Source organism: Streptomyces sp. NPDC127177 (assembly GCF_042672475.1).
Lineage (GTDB): Bacteria > Actinomycetota > Actinomycetes > Streptomycetales > Streptomycetaceae > Streptomyces.
Genome location: NZ_JBHXUW010000001.1, coordinates 144,213 through 163,086, shown reverse-complemented (window position 1 = coordinate 163,086; position 18,874 = coordinate 144,213). Strand labels below are relative to the sequence as shown.

The window sequence follows — 18,874 nt, the reverse complement described above, 5'->3', positions numbered from 1 at the left end:
CGTCAGTGCGGCCGGCACCGAGCCCAAGGGCTGTCCCGGACAGACCTCGGGCCGCGCCGGTGCGGCCTGTCCGGGAGGGCACGGTCAGCCGGTGGGCGGCTGGGACCCGACGAGCCACATCGAGAAGAACTGCGCCCCGCCACCGTAGGCGTGACCGAGCGCCCGGCGCGCGCCGTCCACCTGGTGCTCCCCCGCCCTCCCCCGCACCTGGAGGGCGGCCTCGGCGAAGCGGATCATTCCGGAGGCGCCGATGGGATTGGTGGAGAGCACCCCGCCCGAGGGGTTCACCGGCAGGTCCCCGTCGAGTTCGGTGACTCCGGCCTCGGTGAGCTTCCAGCCCTCGCCCTCGTCGGCGAAGCCGAGGTTCTCCAGCCACATGGGCTCGTACCAGGAGAACGGGACGTACATCTCGACGGCGTCGATCTCCCGGCGCGGGTCGCTGATCCCGGCCTGCCGGTAGACGTCGGCGGCGCAGTCCTTGCCGGCCTGCGGTGAGACGAAGTCCTTTCCGGCGAAGAGGGTCGGTTCGCTGCGCATCGCGCCCCCGTGCACCCAGGCGGGCGGGTGCGGTGAACGGTCCGCGCCGGTGCGGTCGGTGAGGATCATCGCGCAGGCACCGTCCGATGAGGGGCAGGTCTCGGAGTAGCGGATGGGGTCCCAGAGCATCGGGGCGGACTGGACCTTCTCCAGGGTGATGTCCGGGTCGTGGATGTGCGCGTACGGGTTCTTCAGCGCGTTGCGCCGGTCCTTGTAGGCGACCAGGGAGCCGACGGTGTCGGGCGCGCCGGTCCGGCGCATGTAGGCGCGCACATGCGGGGCGAAGAAGCCGCCCGCGCCGGCCAGCAGCGGCTGCTGGAACGGGATGGGCAGCGAGAGTCCCCACATCGCGTTGGACTCCGACTGCTTCTCGAAGGCGAGGGTGAGAACGGTGCGGTGCACGCGTGCCGCCACGAGGTTGGCGGCGACGAGCGCCGTCGAGCCGCCGACGGACCCGGCCGTGTGGACCCGCAGCATGGGTTTGCCGACCGCGCCGAGCGCGTCGGCGAGGTAGAGCTCCGGCATCATCACGCCCTCGAAGAAGTCGGGGGCCTTGCCGATGACGACGGCGTCGATGTCCGCCCAGGTCAGCCCGGCGTCCTGGAGGGCGGCCACGGCGGCTTCTCGGACGAGACCGGCGAGGGAGACGTCGCGGCGGGCGGAGACGTGTTTGGTCTGGCCGACGCCGACGACGGCCACGGGCTCCTTAGGCATGGGCACTCTCCCCTTCGAGAACGGCGACCAGGTTCTGCTGGAGGCACGGTCCGGACGTGGCGTGGGCGAGCGCCCGGTCGGACTCGCCGCGGTGGATGCGGGCGGCTGCCTCACCGAGACGGATCAGCCCGGCCGCCATCACCGGATTGGCGGCCAGCGCGCCGCCGGACGGGTTGACCCGGACGTCGTCGCCGAGGCCGAGCGCCTTGCGCAGTACCACCTCCTGCGAGGTGAACGGGGCGTGCAGTTCGGCGGTGTCGACGGGTCGTTCGAAGACCCCGGCCCGTTCGGCGGCGAGGCGGGTCGACGGTGACTCGGTGAGCTCGCGCACCCCGAGGCCGTGGGCCTCGATGCGGTGGTCGATGCCGCGGATCCAGGCGGGCCGTTCGCATAGGGTCCTCGCGGTGTCCCCGGCTGCCAGGATCACGGCTGCGGCGCCGTCGCCGACGGGCGGGCAGTCGCCGGTGCGCAGCGGCCGTACGAGGTAGTCGCCGCCCGGGACCGTGCCGCTGAGCTGGGCGTGCGGGTTGTCGGCCGCGTCCTGGCGGCTGCGGGTCGCGATGCCCGCGAGCGCGGTCTCGTCGGTGTCACCCGCGTCGATGAGCGCCTGGGCCTGGAGTGCGGCGAGCGCGACGGAGTCGGGCCACAGCGGGGCGGTGTAGTACGGGTCGAGCTGCCGGGTGAGGACGTCGCGCACCTGGCCCGGCGAGGACTTGCCGTACGCGTAGACCAGCGCGGTGTCGGCCTCGCCGGTCTGGATCTTCACCCACGCCTCGTAGAGGGCCCAGGCCCCGTCCATCTCCACATGGGACTCGGAGATCGGCGGGTGCGCGCCCACCCCGTCGAGCGCCATGGTGAAGGAGAAGGCGCGACCCGCGAGGTAGTCGCTGGAGCCGGAGCAGGTGAAGCCGATGTCGCTGGTCCTGAGGCCGGTCGCGTCGAGGACCTGGTGCAGGACGGGCATCAGGATCTCGACTTCGGAGAGTTCGTCGGTGCGCCGCAGATGGTCGGTCTGGGCGAAGGCGACGATCGCCACGTCCCGCATCTAGACCAGCTCCTTGTACTCGTCGTAGTCGGCGTCCGGTTCGCCCGTGGGCCGGTAGTGATCGGGGTGGCGGCTGCCATCGGCCCACACGGGTTCGACGCGCAGGCCCATCCGCACCTGGTCGTAGGGGATGCCGCCGATGCGGGCGTGCAGGGCGAGGTCGGCGCCGTCCAGGGCGATGTGCGCGTAGACGTAGGGGACCTCGATGTCGAGGTTCCTGGCCTTGATGTTGACGACGCAGAAGGTGGTGACCGTGCCGCGCGGTCCGACCTCGACCCGTTCGTCGGTGGCGACGCCGCACGTGGGGCAGGCGCCGCGGGGCGGTACGTACACCTTGCGGCAGGACGGGCAGCGCTCACCGACGACCCGTCGGTCCGCCAGCGCTTCCAGGTAGGCGCTCTGGGCGCGGCCGGGGGTGTAGGTGTAGTCGAGGCGGGCGGGCGTGACGATTCCGGTGACGGGGTCGGCGAACTCGCCGTCGTGCGGGGCGGACCGGCCGGGTTCGCTCTCGTAAGGCTCGAAGCAGGCGATGTCCGTGATGGCGCCGGTGCGAGCACCGGCCCAGCGGATCCGTACGCGCATGCCGGTGCGGACGGCTTCGGGTCCGGGTGCGTCCAGGACGTGCAGGAGTGCGGTGTCGGCGCCGTCGAGCCGTACGAGTACCCAGGCGAAGGGGGTGTCGAGCGGCTGGTAGCGGCGGGGCCGGGGGTTCCAGGCCCAGGTGGTGACCGTGCCGGTGGCGGCGACCTCGACCAGGTCGTGGATCTCCTCCGCGGTGACGGGATCGTACTCGACGGGCGGTACCAGGACCTTTCCGCCGGAGGTCCGTACGCCGAGCACGGTGCGTTCGCGCAGTCCGGTGAGGAAGGCGCTCTGGACCGGGCCGAGGGAGCGGGTGAAGGGGAACTCGACCACCAGCGGTGCGCTGAGGACGTCGGGCACGGGTGCCTCCAGTGGTTGGGGGTTTCTCGTCGGTCAGGGCCGGATCAGGACGCGGCGTCCGGTGCGGTGCGTCGCGAGGCGGGGCGTTGTGGCGCAGGAGCTGTCGGGGCGGTCCGGCAACGCGCCGAGAAAGGGGCCCTGCGTACCGGTGCGAAGCCGCGGGCGTGGGGAGGTGTCAGGCGCCACGGACCCGGCCCTGACCGGCGTGACACCTCCTAGGCCCGCCGGTAGACGGGCGGGCGTTTCTCGGCGAAGGCGCGGGCGCCCTCCTTGGCGTCGTCGGTGGCGAATACGGGCCAGCCGCGTTTCAGTTCGGCGGCGAGGCCGTCGGTCTCGGTCATCTCCGCGCACTCGTAGACCGATGCCTTGACCTCTTCGACGGCGAGCGGGCCGCAGGCGTTGATCCGCTCGGCGACGGCGAGGGCCGCCTCCAGCGCGGTGCCGTCCGGGACTACCCGGCCGATCAGCCCGATCCGCGCCGCCTCGTCGGCGGTGTAGGGGCGTCCGGTGAGCAGCATTTCGAGTGCGTGGGTCCGGGCGATCTGCCGGGGCAGCCGTACGGTCGAGCCGCCGATGGGGAAGAGACCGCGTCTGACCTCGAAGAGGCCGAAGGTGGCGCTCTGTCCTGCGACGCGGATGTCGGTGCCCTGCAGGATCTCGGTGCCGCCGGCCACGCAGTGGCCCTCTACGGCGGCGATGACCGGTTTGCGGGGGCGGTGGTGGCGCAGCATCGCCTTCCAGTGCAGATCGGGGTCGGCCGTCATCCGGTCCCGGTACTGCCCGTCCTCCATCCCGCCGCCCGCGAGGGCCTTGAGGTCCATTCCGGCGCAGAAGCAGCCGCCCGCGCCGGTGAGGATCACGGAGCGGATCTCCTCGTCCGCGTCCGCGGCCAGCCAGCCGTCGTACAGGCCGACCAGCATCGGCAGCGAGAGCGCGTTCCTGGCTTCCGGCCTGTTCAGGGTGAGCACCAGTGTGGCGCCTTCGCGCTGCACGGTGAGGTGTTCCGTACCGCCCATGGTCTGTCTCCCGTCATCAAGGCTAGAACAGGTTGCAGTAAGCGCGGAAGCAGTTCAATAGTTTCCTGACACTGAGTCAGATTTATTCGCCGGACCCTCTTCCCACTTGTGCCGGTCGGCGCTCTAATGACCGCCGGGCCACTCAGCAACCGGGGTCAGGAGGAACGGTGGAGTACAACCTTGCCGACCTGTTCGAATCGGTCGTCGACGCTGTCCCGGAACGCGAGGCGCTCGTCTACCTCGACCATCCCGGCACGGGTGCCGAGCGCAGGCTCACCTACGCGGAGCTCGACGCCGCCGCGAACCGCGTGGCCCACCACCTGATCGAGGCGGGGATCGGCCCCGGCGAACACCTCGGCCTGCACCTGTACAACGGCGTCGAGTACCTCCAGACGGTCCTGGCCTGCCTCAAGGCGCGCATCGTGCCCGTCAACGTCAACTACCGGTACGTGGAGGAGGAGCTGGTCTACCTCTACCGGGACGCGGACCTGGTGGCGCTCGTCTTCGACGCCGAGTTCGACGAGCGCGTCGGGGCGGCCGCGCCGCAGGCGCCGAAACTCCGCCATCTCGTCCGGGTGGGTGCCTCCGCAGAGGGGGCTTCCGGTCCGGACGCCGTCGCGTTCGCGGCGGCGGAGGCGGCCGGGGACCCGGGGCGCGGCTTCGCACCCCGCTCGCCCGACGACCAGTTCATCATCTACACGGGCGGCACCACCGGCATGCCCAAGGGTGTGATGTGGCGCCAGGAGGACCTCTTCTTCTCCGGCCTCGGCGGCGGGGCCCCGACAGGCGATCCGGTGAAGACCCCGCAGGAGCTGGCCGAACGGGTGGCCGCGGGCGGCGAGGGCATCAGCTTCTTCCCCACTCCCCCGCTGATGCACGGCACCTCCACGCTCACCGCGTTCATCGGCTTCAACTTCGGCCAACGGGTCGTCCTGCACCGAAAGTTCGTGCCGCACGAGGTGCTGCGCACCATAGCGAAGGAGAAGGTCACCAGCGTCTCGCTGGTCGGCGACGCGATGCTGCGGCCGCTGATCGACGCGTTGAGGGGCCCACTTAAAGGCACCGACTGTTCGTCGATGTTCTCCGTCTCCAGCTCGGGCGCGGTCATGTCCGACTCGGTGCGGGCCGAGTTCCAGGAGCTGGTGCCCACCGTGATGCTGCTGAACAACTTCGGCTCCTCCGAATCCGGCTTCAACGGCACCGCGACCGCCGACTCCGGGCCGAGGAACGGCTTCCGCCTGCGGGTCAACTCCCGTACGGCGGTGGTGGATCCGGCGACGTACGAACCGGTCGTTCCGGGCGAGCCGGGGCGGATCGCGCAGCGCGGCCACGTGCCGCTCGGCTACTACAACGACCCGCGAAAGACGGCGGAGACGTTCTTCCGCAAGGGCGAGGAGCGGTGGGTGCTGCTCGGCGACATGGCGACGGTCGACGCCGACGGCATCGTCACGGTGCTCGGCCGGGGTTCGCAGTGCATCAACACCGGGGGCGAGAAGGTGTATCCGGAGGAGGTCGAGCAGGCGCTCAAGGCCCACCCGGACGTGTACGACGCGCTGGTCGCGGGCGCGCCCGACGAGCGCTGGGGCAGCCAGGTCGCCGCGGTGGTGCAGCTGCGGGAGGGAGCCGACGCACCCTCGCTCGACGAGATCCAGGCCCACTGCAGGACCCGGCTGGCCGGCTACAAGATCCCCCGGCACCTGGTCATCGCTCCGCAGATCCGGCGCTCCCCCAGCGGGAAGGCGGACTACCGCTGGGCCCGCTCGGTCGTCGCGCCCGTCCGGCCGGCCGAGGCCTGAGAGGGCGCGGATCCCGGTACCGAATCACCCGAGTGCGCGGCCCCGCGTCCATGGCGGACGCGGGGCACGGGCAGCCGCGTAAGCCATTCGGGCACGTCCGGTACCCAACCGCTCACCGTGCGTGGCATCGGGGGGTGATCGCCCATAGCTTCGGCTCATGAGGAAACGACACTCCACCTGCCTCGTGAGCATCGCGGCCATCTCGGCGACCGGACTGGGCGCGGCCGTGCCGTCCGCCTCGGCCGCCGCGGCCGCCGGCCATGTGGTGCATCCGGGCCAGTCGATCCAGGCAGCGGTGGACGCCGCGCGCCCCGGTGACACCATCGTCGTCGAGCCCGGCACCTACCGCGAGAGCGTGCTGATCAGCACGCCTGGACTGACCCTGCGCGGCTACGGGGACCGTACGGTCATCGTGCCGGGCGCCGGGCGCACGCAGCCGGACAACGCGTGCGCGACGGCCGGCAACGGGATCTGCGTCCTGGGCACCGCCCGGCAGACCGTGGACCACGTGTCCGTCCGGTCCCTGACCGTCACCGGCTTCGCGGAGAACGGGGTCTGGGCCTCCTGGACGGACCGGCTGGACGTCCAGGACGTCACCGCCGAGTCCAACGGCACCTGGGGCATCGCGCAGCAGCGCTCCACCCGGTCCGACATCCGTGACAACACCGCCCGCGCCAACGGCGACGCGGGCATCTTCGTCGCCAACAGCGTCGACGAGGAGGGCGGGGCCACCGACACCGGGGGCACCCGGGTCCGGGGCAACACCCTGACCGACAACCGGATCGGGTTCACCGCACGGCGCGTACGGAACCTGTCGGTGCGGGACAACACCTTCACCGCCAACTGCAGCGGTGTGTTCGTCGTAGGCGACGAGGGAACGCCGAAGGCCGGTGCCATGACCATCCGGTCCAACCGGATCAACGGGAACAACAAGTTCTGCGCGGCCACCGACCGGCTGCCGGCGATCCAGGGCTCCGGGATCGTCCTCACCGGCACCGAGACCACCGAGGTGCGGTCCAACGAGATCCGGGACAACGTGGGTGCTACGCCGCTCTCGGGCGGCGTCGTGCTGTTCAAGAGCTTCGTCGGAGCGAAGAACACCGACAACACCATCAGCGGCAACGTGGTCACCGGCAACCAGCCGGCCGACCTGGCCAACGAGGACACCGGCACGGGCAACGACTTCACCGGCAACGTCTGCACGACGTCAGTACCGGCCGGAATGTGCTGACCGGTGCACCCCCGTACGAGGAGAAGCGAGACGGTATGACGACCGTGAGCACCAACCCGACCCCCGCCACCACTCCCGTCCAGCCCGTTCCCACCCCTCAGCCGGCCATGCGGCTGCGCGAGATCGTGTTCGGCGCGGCGTGCGCGGCGGCCATCCGTGCCGCCGCCCGGCTCGGTGTCGCCGACGCGCTGGGCGAGACACCCGCCACCGCCGCCGAGCTGGCCGCCGCGGTGAAGACCGAACCGCTGCCGCTGCAAAGGCTGCTGCGCGCCCTGTCCTGCTACGGCATCTTCACCGAGAGCCCGGACGGCGCGTTCTCCCACACCGACATGTCACGGCTGCTGCGCGAGGACGACCCGAACAGCCTCCGGTACATCTCGCTGTGGTGCACCGAGCCCTGGACGTGGGACGTCTGGCCGCGCCTCGACGACGCGGTCCGCACCGGCCGCAACGTCTTCGAGGACGTGCACGGCAAGGAGTTCTTCGACTACCTCCACCAGGACGCGCACGAGTCGGCCCAGGTGTTCAACCGGGCCATGACCACCTCCAGCGTGCAGTCGGCGCTGGACGTCGCCGCCCTCCTCGACCTCACCGGGGTGTCCGTGGTCGCCGACATCGGCGGCGGTCAGGGGCACGTGCTGGCGAGCCTGCTGGAGAAGCACCCGTCGGTGAGCGGCACCCTGATGGATCTGCCGGGTGTGGTGGCACGGGCCGACGAGCGGCTGCGGGACGGCGGCGCGCTCGCCGGCCGGGCGGCGATCGTGGCCGGGGACTGCCGCGAGGGCATCCCGGTGTCGGCCGACCTCTACATCATCAAGAACATCCTGGAGTGGGACGACGACAGCACCCGCCGGGCGCTGCGCAGCGTCGTCGCGGCCGCACGTCCGGGGGCCCGGGTCGTCGTCATCGAGAACCTCGTCGACGACTCGCCCTCGATGCGGTTCACCACGGCCATGGACCTGCTGCTGCTCCTGAACGTCGGCGGCGCCAAGCACACCCGGCAGAGTCTGGTGGAGCGGCTGTCGGAGGCCGGGCTGCTCATCGGCGAGGTCCGGCCGGTCAACCCGTACCTCCACGCGTTCGAATGCGTGGTCCCGGACTGACTCCCCGGCCCGGACAGCACGCGGATCGCCCCGGGTCCGGCCTTGCGGCCGGGCCCGGGGCGATCGTCGTCGTCAGGCGCTCGTGTCGCGCTCCCAGCGGTAGAACTCGTGGGCCATCGCGTCCTTCGGTCCCCGCCAGGTCTGCGGGTCGTACGGGCTGATGAAGGCGGTGAGCCGGTCGCTGAGGCCCCTGAACTCCGGGTGTTCGGTGACCTTGGCGATCTCCGGTCCCGGCGGGCGCTCGGACTCGATCATGTGCAGGTAGACGTCACCGAACTGGAAGAGCTTGCGCCGGGTGACGCCGACCAGGTGCGGCAGCTCGCTGCTGTCGGATGCGGCGAACAGTTCGGCGATGTCCGGCGCCGACTCCGGCGCCATCCGGGCGACGATCAGGGCGTGGTGCATCGGGTGGTGCCTTTCTGTACGCGGTCCGGGGCCCGGCCTGTCGGCCGGGCCCCGGACCGTCGGCGGAAGGTACGTCAGCCGGCCGTGACGGACGCCGAACGGCGCTCGCGGTCGCGCTGCTCGATCTTGTCCCGGATCAGCTCCATCTGGACCCGCGAGTTGCGGTTGATGTTCTCGGTCATCCAGGCGTCGTCGACCGGGGCGTCCGGACGCATCGCGAAGTCCTGCGCCCAGTGCATCCGCGTGCCGCCGGGGACCTCGGAGTACTCCCAGTGGATGTCCATGTGCTGGAAGGGACCGGGCTCGACCCGGCGGGCCCGGACCTTGCGCGCGCGCCGGTCCGTGGTCCGCTCGGAGACCCAGCTCCACACCTTGTCGTTCTCGTCCGGGTGCATCGTCAGGCGGAACGTGGTGCGCTCGCCGTCGCGCTCGATGACCTCGACCGCGGCGTACTCGCTGAACAGCGCGGGCCAGTTCTCCAGGTCGTTCGTCATGTCCCAGACGAGGTCCAGGGGTGCGGCGATGACGATCTCGTTCTCGGTGTGTCCGGACACGTCAGGCTCCTGTCATGAGGCTGTTGTTGACGAGGTCGAGGAACTCGCGGGGGGTCTTGCACCGGTCGGCGTCGGCAGGCAGGGGCCGGCCGTGCCGGTTCTCCAGCACGCCGACGATGCCGAGCAGGCCCAGCGAGTCGAGGCCGAACTCGTCGAAGGCGGTGGCGGACCGGTTCTCCATCTCCCGGGGGTCGACGGTGAGTCCGGCGCCCTTCTTCATCAGGGCGGCCAGTTCTTCGTACGTCAGTCGGTCGGTCATGAGGGACTTCTCCTTCTCACGAGGGGGTGTCGGTGGGACGGCGCAGCACCATCGCCGCGTTCGAGCCCATGAGGCCGCGGCTGAGCACCAGGGCCGTGCGCAGTTCGGCGGGGCGGGCCCGGCCGGTGACGACATCGAGGTCGTGGCACACCTCGAACACGTTGGGCGTGGGCGGGACCAGACCGTTCTCCATGGCGAGGACGGCGGCGGCCGCGTCGAGGACGGGGGCTCCGCAGTACGCCCGCCCGATCCCGGTCTTGGGCGCCGTCACCGGCACCCGCCGGCCGTGTGCGCCGAGCGCGTCGGCCAGGGCGAGCGCCTCGGCCCGGTCCGCAGCGGGCACGCCGAGTGCGTCCGCGAAGACCACGTCGATCTCCTCGGGCGCGCAGTCGGCCTCCCGCAGGGCGCCCTCGATGGCGTGGGCGAGCCCCTCGCGGGACTCCTCCCAGCGCATCGCGGTGGTGAAGGTCGCCGCGTGACCGGCGACTTCGGCCCTGATCCGGGCGCCGCGCTCCCGGGCGGGGCCCTCCGCCTCGACCACGAACATCGCGCCGCCCTCGGCGGGCACGAATCCGCAGGCGTCCGAGGTGAACGGGCGGTAGGCCCGGGTCGGCTCCTCGGTGGCGCTCAGGTCGCGGTAGCCGAGCTGGCAGACGACGGAGTAGGGCGCGAGCGGGGCCTCGGCCGCGCCGACGACCACCGCGTCGGTCCCGCGCCGGATGGACCGGGCGGCATGCGCCAGTGCGTCGAGGCCGCCGGCCTCGTCGCTGGCCACCACCGCGCACGGCCCCTTGAAACCGCCGCGGATGGAGATCTGGCCGGTGCTCGCGGCGTAGAACCAGGCGATCGACTGGTAGGGGCCGACGTACTTGGAGCCCTGTCCCCAGAGCCGTTGCAGCTCGCGCTGGCCGAACTCGCCGCCGCCGGAACCCGCGGCCGTCACCACTCCGACGCTGAACGGCTCGTCCTCGTAGTCGGCACGGCCCAGCCGGGCGTCGTCCAGGGCCATGTCGGCCGCGGCCATCGCGAAGTGGGTGAACCGGTCGGTCTGCACGAGGTAGCGTTCCTCGATCAGGCTGACCGGGTCGAAGCCCCTGACCTCGCCCGCCACGTGCAGCGGAAGCCGCTCGCACCCTTCCCGGGTGACGCGGTCCAGGACGCTCATGCCTTCCTGCGTCCGCTTCCAGAAGGCCTCGGTGGTCGTGCCGTTGGGGGCGACGACGCCGATGCCGGTGACGACCGTGCGCCGGTCCTCTCGGGTGCTCATGGTGTCCTCCCACCGGTTCTGGTCAGGGCCACCGCGGACTGGAAGCCGCCGAAGCCGCTGCCGACCGAGAGGACGCTGCGCAGCTTCAGCGGACGTGCGGTGCGCGGCACGTAGTCGAGGTCGCACTCGGGGTCGGGCGACTCGTAGTTCGCGGTCGGCGGGACCGTCTGGTGGACCAGAGCGAGCACGCAGGCCGCGATCTCTATCGCCCCGATCGCGCCGAGCGAGTGCCCGACCATCGACTTGATGGAGCTCATCGGTACGTCGTGGGCGTGCGCGCCGAGCGCCCGCTTCACGGCGGCGGTCTCGTGCCGGTCGTTCTGTTTGGTGCCCGAGCCGTGCGCGTTGACGTAGTCGATGTCCGTCGCGTCGATCCTGGCGTGTCCGAGTGCCCGGTTGATGGCCTCGGCCATCTCCAGGCCCTCCGGGGTCAGACCGGTCATGTGGTACGCGTTGCCGAAGGTCGCGTAGCCCGCGATCTCGCAGTACACCGTCGCACCGCGGGCCCGGGCGTGCTCCAGCTCCTCCAGGACGAGCACCGCGCCGCCCTCCCCCATCACGAAGCCGTCGCGGCGGGAGTCGAAGGGCCGGGAGGCGTGTTCCGGGTCCTCGTTGTTGGCCGAGGTCGCCTTGATCGCGTCGAAGCACGCCACCGTGATCGGGGTGATCGGGGAGTCGGACGCCCCCGCGATGCAGACGTCGACGCGGCCCTCCTCGATGGAGTGGAAGGCGTAGCCGATCGCGTCGAGTCCGGAGGTGCAGCCGGTCGACACGGTCTGCACCGGGCCGTGCGCGCCGACCTGCTCGGCGACGGCGGAGGCCAGCGAACTGGGCGAGAAGGCCCGTTCCAGATGGGGTCCGGCCGGGCGGTGGTCGACGTCCCAGCGCGCACCGCTGCCGCTGACCGCGACGTAGTCGTGCTCCAGCCGGGTGGTACCGCCGACCGCGGTGCCCAGCGAGACGCCCATGCGCCAGGGGTCGGTGCGCTCCTGGTCGAGGCCCGCGTCGGCGAGCGCCTCGCGGGCGGCCACCATGGCGAACTGGACGTAGCGGTCCGCGCGGGCGACCTCGTCCTCGTCCAGTCCGTACGCCGCCGGGTCGAAGTCGCACTCGGCCGCGATCCGGGACCGGAAGCCGGCCGGGTCGAAGAGCGTGATGCCGCGTGTCGCCGTGCGGCCGTTGGCGAGGAGGTCCCAGAAGGCCGGTGTGCCGATCCCGCCCGGGGCGACGACACCGACGCCCGTGACCGCCACCCGCCGGGTCATGAAGCCGCCTCGGTTCGTTCTGGCGGCGCGCTCCGCTCGGCCGTGTCCGTGTGCTCGGTGTCGACGTGTCCGAGCTCCGGACGTGGGGCGAGCGGCCCGAGGTGGAAGACCATGCGCGCCTCGGTGTCGCCGACGTTGCGGAAGCGGTGCCGGACGTGCGGGGGGATGAGCAGCCCCTGGTCGGGCCGCATCGCATGCGGCTCGCCGTCCAGGTCGACCTCCAGGAGCCCGTTCACGACGTACACGAACTCCTCCGAGTACGGGTGGTAGTGCTCGCCGATGCGGTCGCCGGGCTGGACAATGGCCAGCCCCATGAAGCCGCTGGTGGCTCCTACCGCCGTCGGGGTGAGAAGGGCGCGCAGGTCACCTCCGCGCCTGCGGTTGGGCTGGGTCTCGCTGAGGTCCACGATGCGTGGCCGGTGCATGGTCATGACTGCTTTCCTCCTGGCGCGTTGCGCGTTGTGTCGACGGGTTGAGCGAGAACCCCCCAGGGTGCTGGGGCGCGGCTCAGGACTCCGCAGCCCGCCGGTCGGTGATCAGGTGCATCTCGGACCGGGCGAGGAAGCGGGCGGCGTCCTGGTCGCTGGTGGGTACGGCGTTCGCCTCCCCGTCGAGGAGGCGTGCGAGCCTGGCCGCCTTGCCGGGGCCGTGGATGCCGAGCGCCTGTGCGGGGTGTGCGTCGAGCGGGCCGCTCACCTCCAGGAGGCGGACGACGACGTCGTCGCGCTGGAAGATCGTGCTGCTGTCGACGGGGCTGCCGGCTTCGTCGGCCTCCTCCTCGTCGTGCTCGGCCAGGAGCCGGGCCAGGGCCATGCCGCAGCCCTCCTTGGCCTGGTAGAACAGCGCGTGGCGCTTGAGCTCCCCTTCGGGGTGCCGGCCCGTCGTCACGTGGTGGACGGTGGGCAGCGCCGCCCGGGTGAAGAACATCCGCGCCGAGTCGGGGTCGGCCAGGTCGCGGTCCTGCTCCAGATACGGGTTGATCGCCTCTTCGACGGCCCGGATCTCCGGCTGCCGGGAGACGTGGCGCAGGGCCGCGAGGAGGTCTCCCTCGACCTCGACCGCCCGCACCACGCGGTTCCCGTGCATGAACAGCGAGGTGCGGCGCAGCCGGGTGTGCTCGTCGACCCGTGCCTTCGGGGAGTCGTAGTCGGCGAGGATCTTCGCGACGATCTCCTCGGTGCCAGGCTTGACGGTGAAGGTCAGCGCGTGGCGCACCACCCCGTCGCCGAGGCGGGGCGCGGCCTGGAGCCCGCCCTTGACGGGCTCGAAGCTCTCCTCGAACGCGGCGCCGGTCTCCCGCAGGACGCTGAAGCGCAGCGAGCGGGTGTCGCGTACGCAGCTGTGCAGGGGCTGGACCGTGGCGACGTGGTCCTCGCTGTTGACCCAGGCGAGGAAGGGCGGCGCGCTCTCCCACTCGCTGGTGATGAGCCACTGGGAGGGGTTCTCGATGGACTGGCACAGCTGGTCGCTGATGTGGCCGGGGATGGAGGCCACCTGGTTGCGCATGTGCTCGTAGGCCTCCAGGAACTGCTTCTGGGCGCCGTCGTGCAGGTCAAGCAGCAGGATGACCCGCAGCCTGGATCCGTCGAAGGCGGACTGGGAGGTCCGTTCCGAGAGGGTGGTGGTCATCTGTCGAACTCCTTCGAGACGGTTGGGCGGCCCGGCCTGCCGGTTCGCTGGGTAACCGGCGGCTGTCGAGTGGAAAGCGGAGCGGGGAGTCTCCCGGCGGATGCGCACGGTCCGCCCCGGACCGCGGGCGTCGTCTCCGTCACCGATCGTGAAACGCTGGTCCGCCTGACGCGAGATTTATGAACCGTTCAGGTGAGCGGGCGTCCGAACCGCTCCGACCAGGCTCCGACAAGGGCATGGACACTGCATCTGTACGGCGTCCGAGCTGGAGCAACTGATGAACGAGAACGTCGACCTCCACGTACCGGTCCTCATCGTGGGCGGCTCCCTGGTGGGCCTGTCCGCGTCCCTTTTCCTCGGCCGGCTCGGCGTCGAGCATCTGCTGGTCGAGAAGCACGCGGCCACCTCGACGCATCCGCGTGGCCGCGGCAACAACGTGCGGACGATGGAGGTCTTCCGCAGGGCCGGGGTGGAGCCGCAGATCCGGGCGGCCGCGTCGGTGCTGGCGGAGAACCACGGGATTCTGCAGGCCGGGTCGTTGACCGGTGACGATCAGGAGTGGCTGTTCAAGGAGATCGACCCGGGTGGCGCACTCGCCCGGTTCAGCCCGACCGGCTGGTGCCTGTGCAGCCAGAACGACCTGGAGCCGGTGCTGCTGGACCGGGCCCGGGAGCAGGGCGGCGATCTGCGGTTCTCCACCGAACTGCTGTCGTTCGACCAGGACGGGTCAGGGGTCGGGGCGGTCCTGAAGAACCGGGAGACCGGCGAGCACACCACCGTGCGGGCGGACTATCTCATCGCGGCCGACGGTCCGCGCAGCCCGGTGCGTGAGCAGTTGCGCATCGGCCGGTCGGGCGCCGGAGACCTGTTCCACAACGTGAGTATCACCTTCCGTTCCCGCGGGCTCGCCGATGTGCTCGGCGACCGGCGCTTCATCGTGTGCTACCTGACCGCCCCGGAGGCGGACGGAGCGCTGCTGCCGGTGGACAACGAGGAGCGCTGGGTCTTCCACGCACCGTGGAAGCCCGACGCGGGCGAGACGCTGGAGGACTTCACGGACGAGCGGTGCGCCGAGCACATCCGGCGGGCGGTCGGCGCTCCCGGCATCGACGTGGAGATCACCGGAAAGGCGCCGTGGCACGCGGCGGAGCGGGTGGCGGACCGCTACTCCCGGGGCCGGGTGTTCCTCGCCGGTGACTCGGCGCACGAGATGTCGCCGACGGGGGCGTTCGGCTCCAACACGGGTATCCAGGACGCGCACAACCTGGCGTGGAAGCTCGCCGCCGTGCTGCGCGGTGAGGCGGGGCCGGGGCTGCTGGAGACCTACGGTGCGGAGCGGGCGCCGGTGGCGCGGGCGACGAGCGAGCGTGCCTCGGCGCGTTCCGGCGAACACAGCCACCCGGGGTACGCCCCGCCGCCCACCGTGGGCGGCGGGAAGCGCGGCGGAATGCTGAACGTGGCACTGGGCTACCGCTATGTGGAGGGTGCGGTGCTGGGCGTCTCCCCGGATCAGCCGGTGGTGCCCCAGGGGATGCAGCTGACGGGTGAACCGGGCAGCCGGGCGCCGCACTTGTGGGTCCTGCGGGCGGGGACACGGATCTCCACCCTGGACCTCTACGAGCGGTCTTTCGTGCTGCTCGCCGATGGCGCGGACGTGGCGTGGCGGCGGGCGGCGGCGCGGGTCGGCGAACAACTCGCGGTACGGCTGGACGCGTTCGGCATCGGCTCCGGTCCCGGCGGCGATCTGGAGCCGGAGGCCGGTGCCGACTGGGCCGAGGCGCACGGGACGAGCAGCGAGGGCGCCGTGCTGGTACGCCCCGACGGCTTCGTCGCCTGGCGCTCGGAGACGGGGGTTCCGGACGCGGAGGCGACGCTGCGGGACGTCATGGTGTCGCTGCTGAGCCGGGGCTGACCGTTCGGGCGGCCGGGTGCCGCCCGTGATGTCCCGTCAGGCCACGCCGAACGACCGGAGTGCCGCGAGGAATTCCTCCGGTCGCTCGGTGTGGACGAGATGGCCGGCGTCGATGGTGACGAGCCGGCAGCCGGGGATCCGGTGGGCCATCCAGACGAGGTCGTCCTGGTCGATCTGGCTCGTCGGGCCGCCGCCGATGATGAGGGTGGGTGCGGTGATCTCGCCCAGGCGTTCCCGGATGGCCGGGTCCGGTTCATTGAGCTGGGCGTTGATGGAGGGCACGACGGGCCAGTCGAAGTCCAGCTCCCCGTCGGGGCGTTCGACGGGCCCGCGGGGCGGGTCGAGGGGGAAGGGCGGTGGGGCCTCCTCGATGACGAGCCGGCCGACGAGTCCCGGCTGCCGCTCGGCGAGCAGCAGGGCCGCGACGCCGCCCATGGAGTGTCCGACGACCGTCGCGCCGGAGAGGTTGCGGGCCTCCAGGAAGGCGTGCAGATCGTCGCGGAACAGCTCGAAGGAGTAGCGGCCGGTCCAGTCGCTGAGGCCGTGGCCGCGGAAGTCGAGTGCGTACACACGGTGTGCGGAGGCCAGGCCCTCGGCGATGCCGGTCCAGGTCCGGCTGTCGCCGCAGCGTCCGTGGACCAGCACGACCGGCGGTGCGAACGCGTCTCCCCACACCCGGTAGGCCAGCCGTATCCCGCCCGCCTGCACGCTCCGCACGTCCGGGTCCAGGAAGGCGGTGACGGTCCGCACGAAGGCCCCCTCGTCGTCGAGCCAGGGGAAGTGTCCGGCGCCGCGTTGCACGGCGAACTCGGCGTGCGGGAAGAGCGCGGCCAGTTCGGCGGCCCGGTCGGGGGTGGTCACTCCGTCGTACTCTCCGGCGAGGACGAGCACCGGCGCAGGCAGTTCGCGCAGAGCGGCCACCGTGGCGGGCGGGTCGAACGCTCCTTGCCCGTAGTAGGCCCCGGCCGCATCGGCGTTGATCTGCGCCGCGGACGAGGCGGCGTGCGCCCGCGCCGCCGCGTCCCAGCGGCCGTAGAGGAACGGGCGTGCGGTGGCGCGGAGTTCGTCGGTGAGGTGTCCGGCCCAGATCTGTTCCAGGGCCCCGAGCGCATCCTCGTACCAGGGTTCCGCGCGACGCAGCGCGGCGGCCTCGCGCGCCTCGCGTTCGGCGAAGCCGAGGCCGGTGGCCCGTGTTCCGGGGGCGATGAGAAGGAGGTTGCGCAACGCCTCCGGATACCGGGCGGCATAGAGCGCGGCGAGCTCTCCCGCGGCCGAGTGGGCGAGCAGATCGATGTGTTCCAGACCCAGGTGTTCGCGCAGTGCCTCGATGTCGTCGACCATCCGGTCGCAGCGGTAGGTGGCGGTGTCCTCCGGCACGGCGGAGTCCCCGGTACCGCGCAGGTCCAGCAGCACCAGTTGCCGGCCGGCGTCCAGCCCGCCCAGGTCTCCGAGGTAGGCGCTGGCCCGCATGGCCCCGCCCGGCAGGCAGATCAGGGGCTCGCCCTGCCCGGCGAGGTGATACGCGAGCTCGGTTCCGTCGTACGCGTGGAAAGTCGGCATGGAACCATCCAAACAGGGCCGACCGGGTGACGCAGCCCTGTTCGGTACGAGCGTATCCGTGGCACTGCCCGGCTCCTGTCGTGGGGCACGCGCGGTGTCGCGCCTCTTGCCATGGGGCGCAAGATCCTGAATTACTGCTCCCGGGAGGAACGACCGAATGATCGGTCGCCTGCACGGCGCACGGAAGAGGGAGATCCGCATGACGGCTCTGCTGGACGCGGCGGAACGGATGGACCGCGAGGAGCTACGGGCCCTCCAGCTCGAACGGCTGCGGGCGACACTGCACCACGCGTACAACCACGTCGCCCACTACAGGGAGGCGTTCGACCGGGCGGGACTGCGTCCGGACGACTGCCGCTCGCTCGCCGACCTCGCCCGCTTTCCCTTCACCACCAAGGCCGATCTGCGGGACAACTACCCGTTCGGGATGTTCGCGGTGCCCGAGGACCAGGTGCGCAGGATCCACGCCTCCAGCGGCACGACGGGCCGGCCCACCGTCGTCGGCTACACCCAGGGCGATCTGGACACCTGGGCCGATGTGGTGGCCCGCTCCATCCGGGCGGCCGGCGGCCGGCCCGGGCAGAAGGTCCACATCGCTTACGGGTACGGGCTGTTCACCGGCGGGCTCGGTGCGCACTACGGCGCGGAGCGGCTCGGCTGCACGGTCGTTCCCGCATCCGGCGGGATGACCGCCCGCCAGGTCCAGCTGATCCAGGACTTCCGGCCCGACATCATCATGGTGACGCCGTCGTACATGCTCACGCTCCTGGACGAGTTCGAGCGGCAGGGCGTCGACCCGCGGGCGACCTCGCTGAAGGTGGGCATCTTCGGCGCCGAGCCGTGGACGCAGGAGATGCGGCGCGAGATCGAGGAGCGGTTCGCGATCGACGCGGTCGACATCTACGGACTCTCCGAGGTGATGGGCCCGGGTGTCGCCCAGGAGTGCGTGGAGACGAAGGACGGGCTGCACATCTGGGAGGACCACTTCTATCCGGAGGTGGTCGACCCGTTCACCGGTGAGGTGCTGCCCGAGGGCGCGGAGGGTGAGCTGGTGTTCACCTCGCTCACCAAGGAGGCCATGCCGGTGATCCGTTACCGGACCCGGGATCTGACCCGGCTGCTGCCGGGGACCGCACGGGTCTTCCGGCGGATGGAGAAGGTGACCGGCCGCAGTGACGACCTGGTGATCCTTCGCGGGGTGAACCTCTTCCCGACCCAGATCGAGGAGATCGTGCTCCGTACGCCGGCTGTGTCGCCGCACTTCCAGCTGCGGCTGACGCGTGAGGGCCGGCTGGACGTACTGACGGTGCGCGCGGAGGCCCGTGCGGGGGCGACGCCGGAGCAGCGGGCGGCCGCCGCCGCGTCGGTCGCGGCCGCCGTCAAGGACGGGATCGGGGTCTCGGTCGGGGTGGAGATCCTCGACCCCGAGACGCTGGAGAGGTCGGTCGGCAAGTTCAGGAGGATCGTCGACGAGCGCGACCGGCCGGGCGGCTGAGGTCCACCGGCCCGGCCGATGCGGATCAACTCACCATGGGTCCGGCGTGGTTGCTGTGGCAGTATGCGTCGATGTGGTGAAGGCGCGCAGGGGAGACGTGCCGGAACCGCCACCCGTCCCGACTGTTCCGCGCACTTCGCACCA

General features: G+C 71.4%; 17 protein-coding genes. 5 read left to right on the top strand and 12 right to left on the bottom strand.

Annotated elements, in window-relative coordinates; translation table 11 throughout:
• Positions 1-84 precede the first annotated feature (84 nt).
• The 4 genes from ACFVJX_RS00650 to ACFVJX_RS00635 form a co-directional block, all read right to left on the bottom strand.
• Positions 85-1,251, bottom strand: coding sequence for a thiolase domain-containing protein (locus ACFVJX_RS00650; RefSeq protein WP_384123640.1), 1,167 nt, complete (start codon positions 1,249-1,251; stop codon positions 85-87).
• On the bottom strand, positions 1,244-2,296 hold the full coding sequence (locus ACFVJX_RS00645; protein ID WP_384123642.1) for a thiolase domain-containing protein: 1,053 nt from the start codon (positions 2,294-2,296) through the stop codon (positions 1,244-1,246). Before ACFVJX_RS00645 ends, ACFVJX_RS00650 begins: the two co-directional genes overlap by 8 nt.
• Positions 2,297-3,238 carry a Zn-ribbon domain-containing OB-fold protein gene (locus ACFVJX_RS00640; protein WP_384123644.1) on the bottom strand — a complete coding sequence of 314 codons (942 nt, stop codon included), beginning with the start codon at positions 3,236-3,238 and terminating at the stop codon, positions 2,297-2,299.
• Positions 3,239-3,453: 215 nt separating this feature from the next.
• Positions 3,454-4,254, bottom strand: a complete 801-nt coding sequence (locus ACFVJX_RS00635; RefSeq protein WP_384123646.1) for a crotonase/enoyl-CoA hydratase family protein — start codon at positions 4,252-4,254, stop codon at positions 3,454-3,456.
• Positions 4,255-4,421: 167 nt separating this feature from the next.
• Between ACFVJX_RS00635 and ACFVJX_RS00630 the strand changes: the two genes are divergently transcribed.
• The 3 genes from ACFVJX_RS00630 to ACFVJX_RS00620 all read left to right on the top strand — a co-directional run bounded on the left by ACFVJX_RS00630 (position 4,422) and on the right by ACFVJX_RS00620 (position 8,384).
• On the top strand, positions 4,422-6,050 hold the full coding sequence (locus ACFVJX_RS00630; RefSeq protein ID WP_384123648.1) for an acyl-CoA synthetase: 1,629 nt from the start codon (positions 4,422-4,424) through the stop codon (positions 6,048-6,050).
• 157 nt (positions 6,051-6,207) lie between these two features.
• Entirely contained in the window at positions 6,208-7,281 is a 1,074-nt protein-coding gene (locus ACFVJX_RS00625) for a nitrous oxide reductase family maturation protein NosD (protein WP_384123650.1), read from the top strand.
• A gap of 35 nt (positions 7,282-7,316) precedes the next feature.
• Positions 7,317-8,384 (top strand): methyltransferase, encoded by a 1,068-nt coding sequence (locus ACFVJX_RS00620; protein WP_384123652.1) that lies wholly within the window; start codon positions 7,317-7,319, stop codon positions 8,382-8,384.
• Between the two features lie 72 nt (positions 8,385-8,456).
• Here the strand turns inward: ACFVJX_RS00620 and ACFVJX_RS00615 are convergent, their stop codons facing one another.
• The 7 genes from ACFVJX_RS00615 to ACFVJX_RS00585 all read right to left on the bottom strand — a co-directional run bounded on the left by ACFVJX_RS00615 (position 8,457) and on the right by ACFVJX_RS00585 (position 13,763).
• Complete coding sequence (locus tag ACFVJX_RS00615; RefSeq protein WP_384123654.1) at positions 8,457-8,789, bottom strand: TcmI family type II polyketide cyclase; 333 nt, start codon at positions 8,787-8,789, stop codon at positions 8,457-8,459.
• A 74-nt stretch (positions 8,790-8,863) separates the two neighbouring features.
• On the bottom strand, positions 8,864-9,343 hold the full coding sequence (locus ACFVJX_RS00610) for an SRPBCC family protein (RefSeq protein WP_384123656.1): 480 nt from the start codon (positions 9,341-9,343) through the stop codon (positions 8,864-8,866).
• Position 9,344: 1 nt separating this feature from the next.
• On the bottom strand, positions 9,345-9,602 hold the full coding sequence (locus ACFVJX_RS00605; RefSeq protein WP_384123658.1) for an acyl carrier protein: 258 nt from the start codon (positions 9,600-9,602) through the stop codon (positions 9,345-9,347).
• 16 nt (positions 9,603-9,618) lie between these two features.
• Complete coding sequence (locus ACFVJX_RS00600) at positions 9,619-10,869, bottom strand: beta-ketoacyl synthase N-terminal-like domain-containing protein (RefSeq protein ID WP_384123660.1); 1,251 nt, start codon at positions 10,867-10,869, stop codon at positions 9,619-9,621.
• Positions 10,866-12,134 carry a beta-ketoacyl-[acyl-carrier-protein] synthase family protein gene (locus ACFVJX_RS00595; RefSeq protein ID WP_384123662.1) on the bottom strand — a complete coding sequence of 423 codons (1,269 nt, stop codon included), beginning with the start codon at positions 12,132-12,134 and terminating at the stop codon, positions 10,866-10,868. The genes ACFVJX_RS00600 and ACFVJX_RS00595 overlap by 4 nt, the downstream gene beginning before the upstream one ends.
• Positions 12,131-12,565: a cupin domain-containing protein gene (locus ACFVJX_RS00590; RefSeq protein WP_384123663.1), complete on the bottom strand. Its 435-nt coding sequence runs from the start codon at positions 12,563-12,565 to the stop codon at positions 12,131-12,133. Before ACFVJX_RS00590 ends, ACFVJX_RS00595 begins: the two co-directional genes overlap by 4 nt.
• Positions 12,566-12,641: 76 nt before the next feature.
• Positions 12,642-13,763 (bottom strand): SchA/CurD-like domain-containing protein, encoded by a 1,122-nt coding sequence (locus ACFVJX_RS00585; RefSeq protein WP_384123665.1) that lies wholly within the window; start codon positions 13,761-13,763, stop codon positions 12,642-12,644.
• 277 nt (positions 13,764-14,040) lie between these two features.
• Between ACFVJX_RS00585 and ACFVJX_RS00580 the strand changes: the two genes are divergently transcribed.
• Positions 14,041-15,675, top strand: coding sequence for an FAD-dependent oxidoreductase (locus ACFVJX_RS00580; protein WP_384123667.1), 1,635 nt, complete (start codon positions 14,041-14,043; stop codon positions 15,673-15,675).
• A gap of 36 nt (positions 15,676-15,711) precedes the next feature.
• On the opposite strand, the gene ACFVJX_RS00575 is transcribed toward ACFVJX_RS00580, so the two are convergent.
• Positions 15,712-17,235, bottom strand: a complete 1,524-nt coding sequence (locus ACFVJX_RS00575) for an alpha/beta fold hydrolase (RefSeq protein WP_384123670.1) — start codon at positions 17,233-17,235, stop codon at positions 15,712-15,714.
• A 199-nt stretch (positions 17,236-17,434) separates the two neighbouring features.
• On the opposite strand from ACFVJX_RS00575, the gene paaK reads away from it, so the two are divergent.
• Entirely contained in the window at positions 17,435-18,730 is a 1,296-nt protein-coding gene (paaK, locus tag ACFVJX_RS00570) for a phenylacetate--CoA ligase PaaK (protein ID WP_384123672.1), read from the top strand.
• The last annotated feature ends 144 nt before the right edge of the window (positions 18,731-18,874 follow it).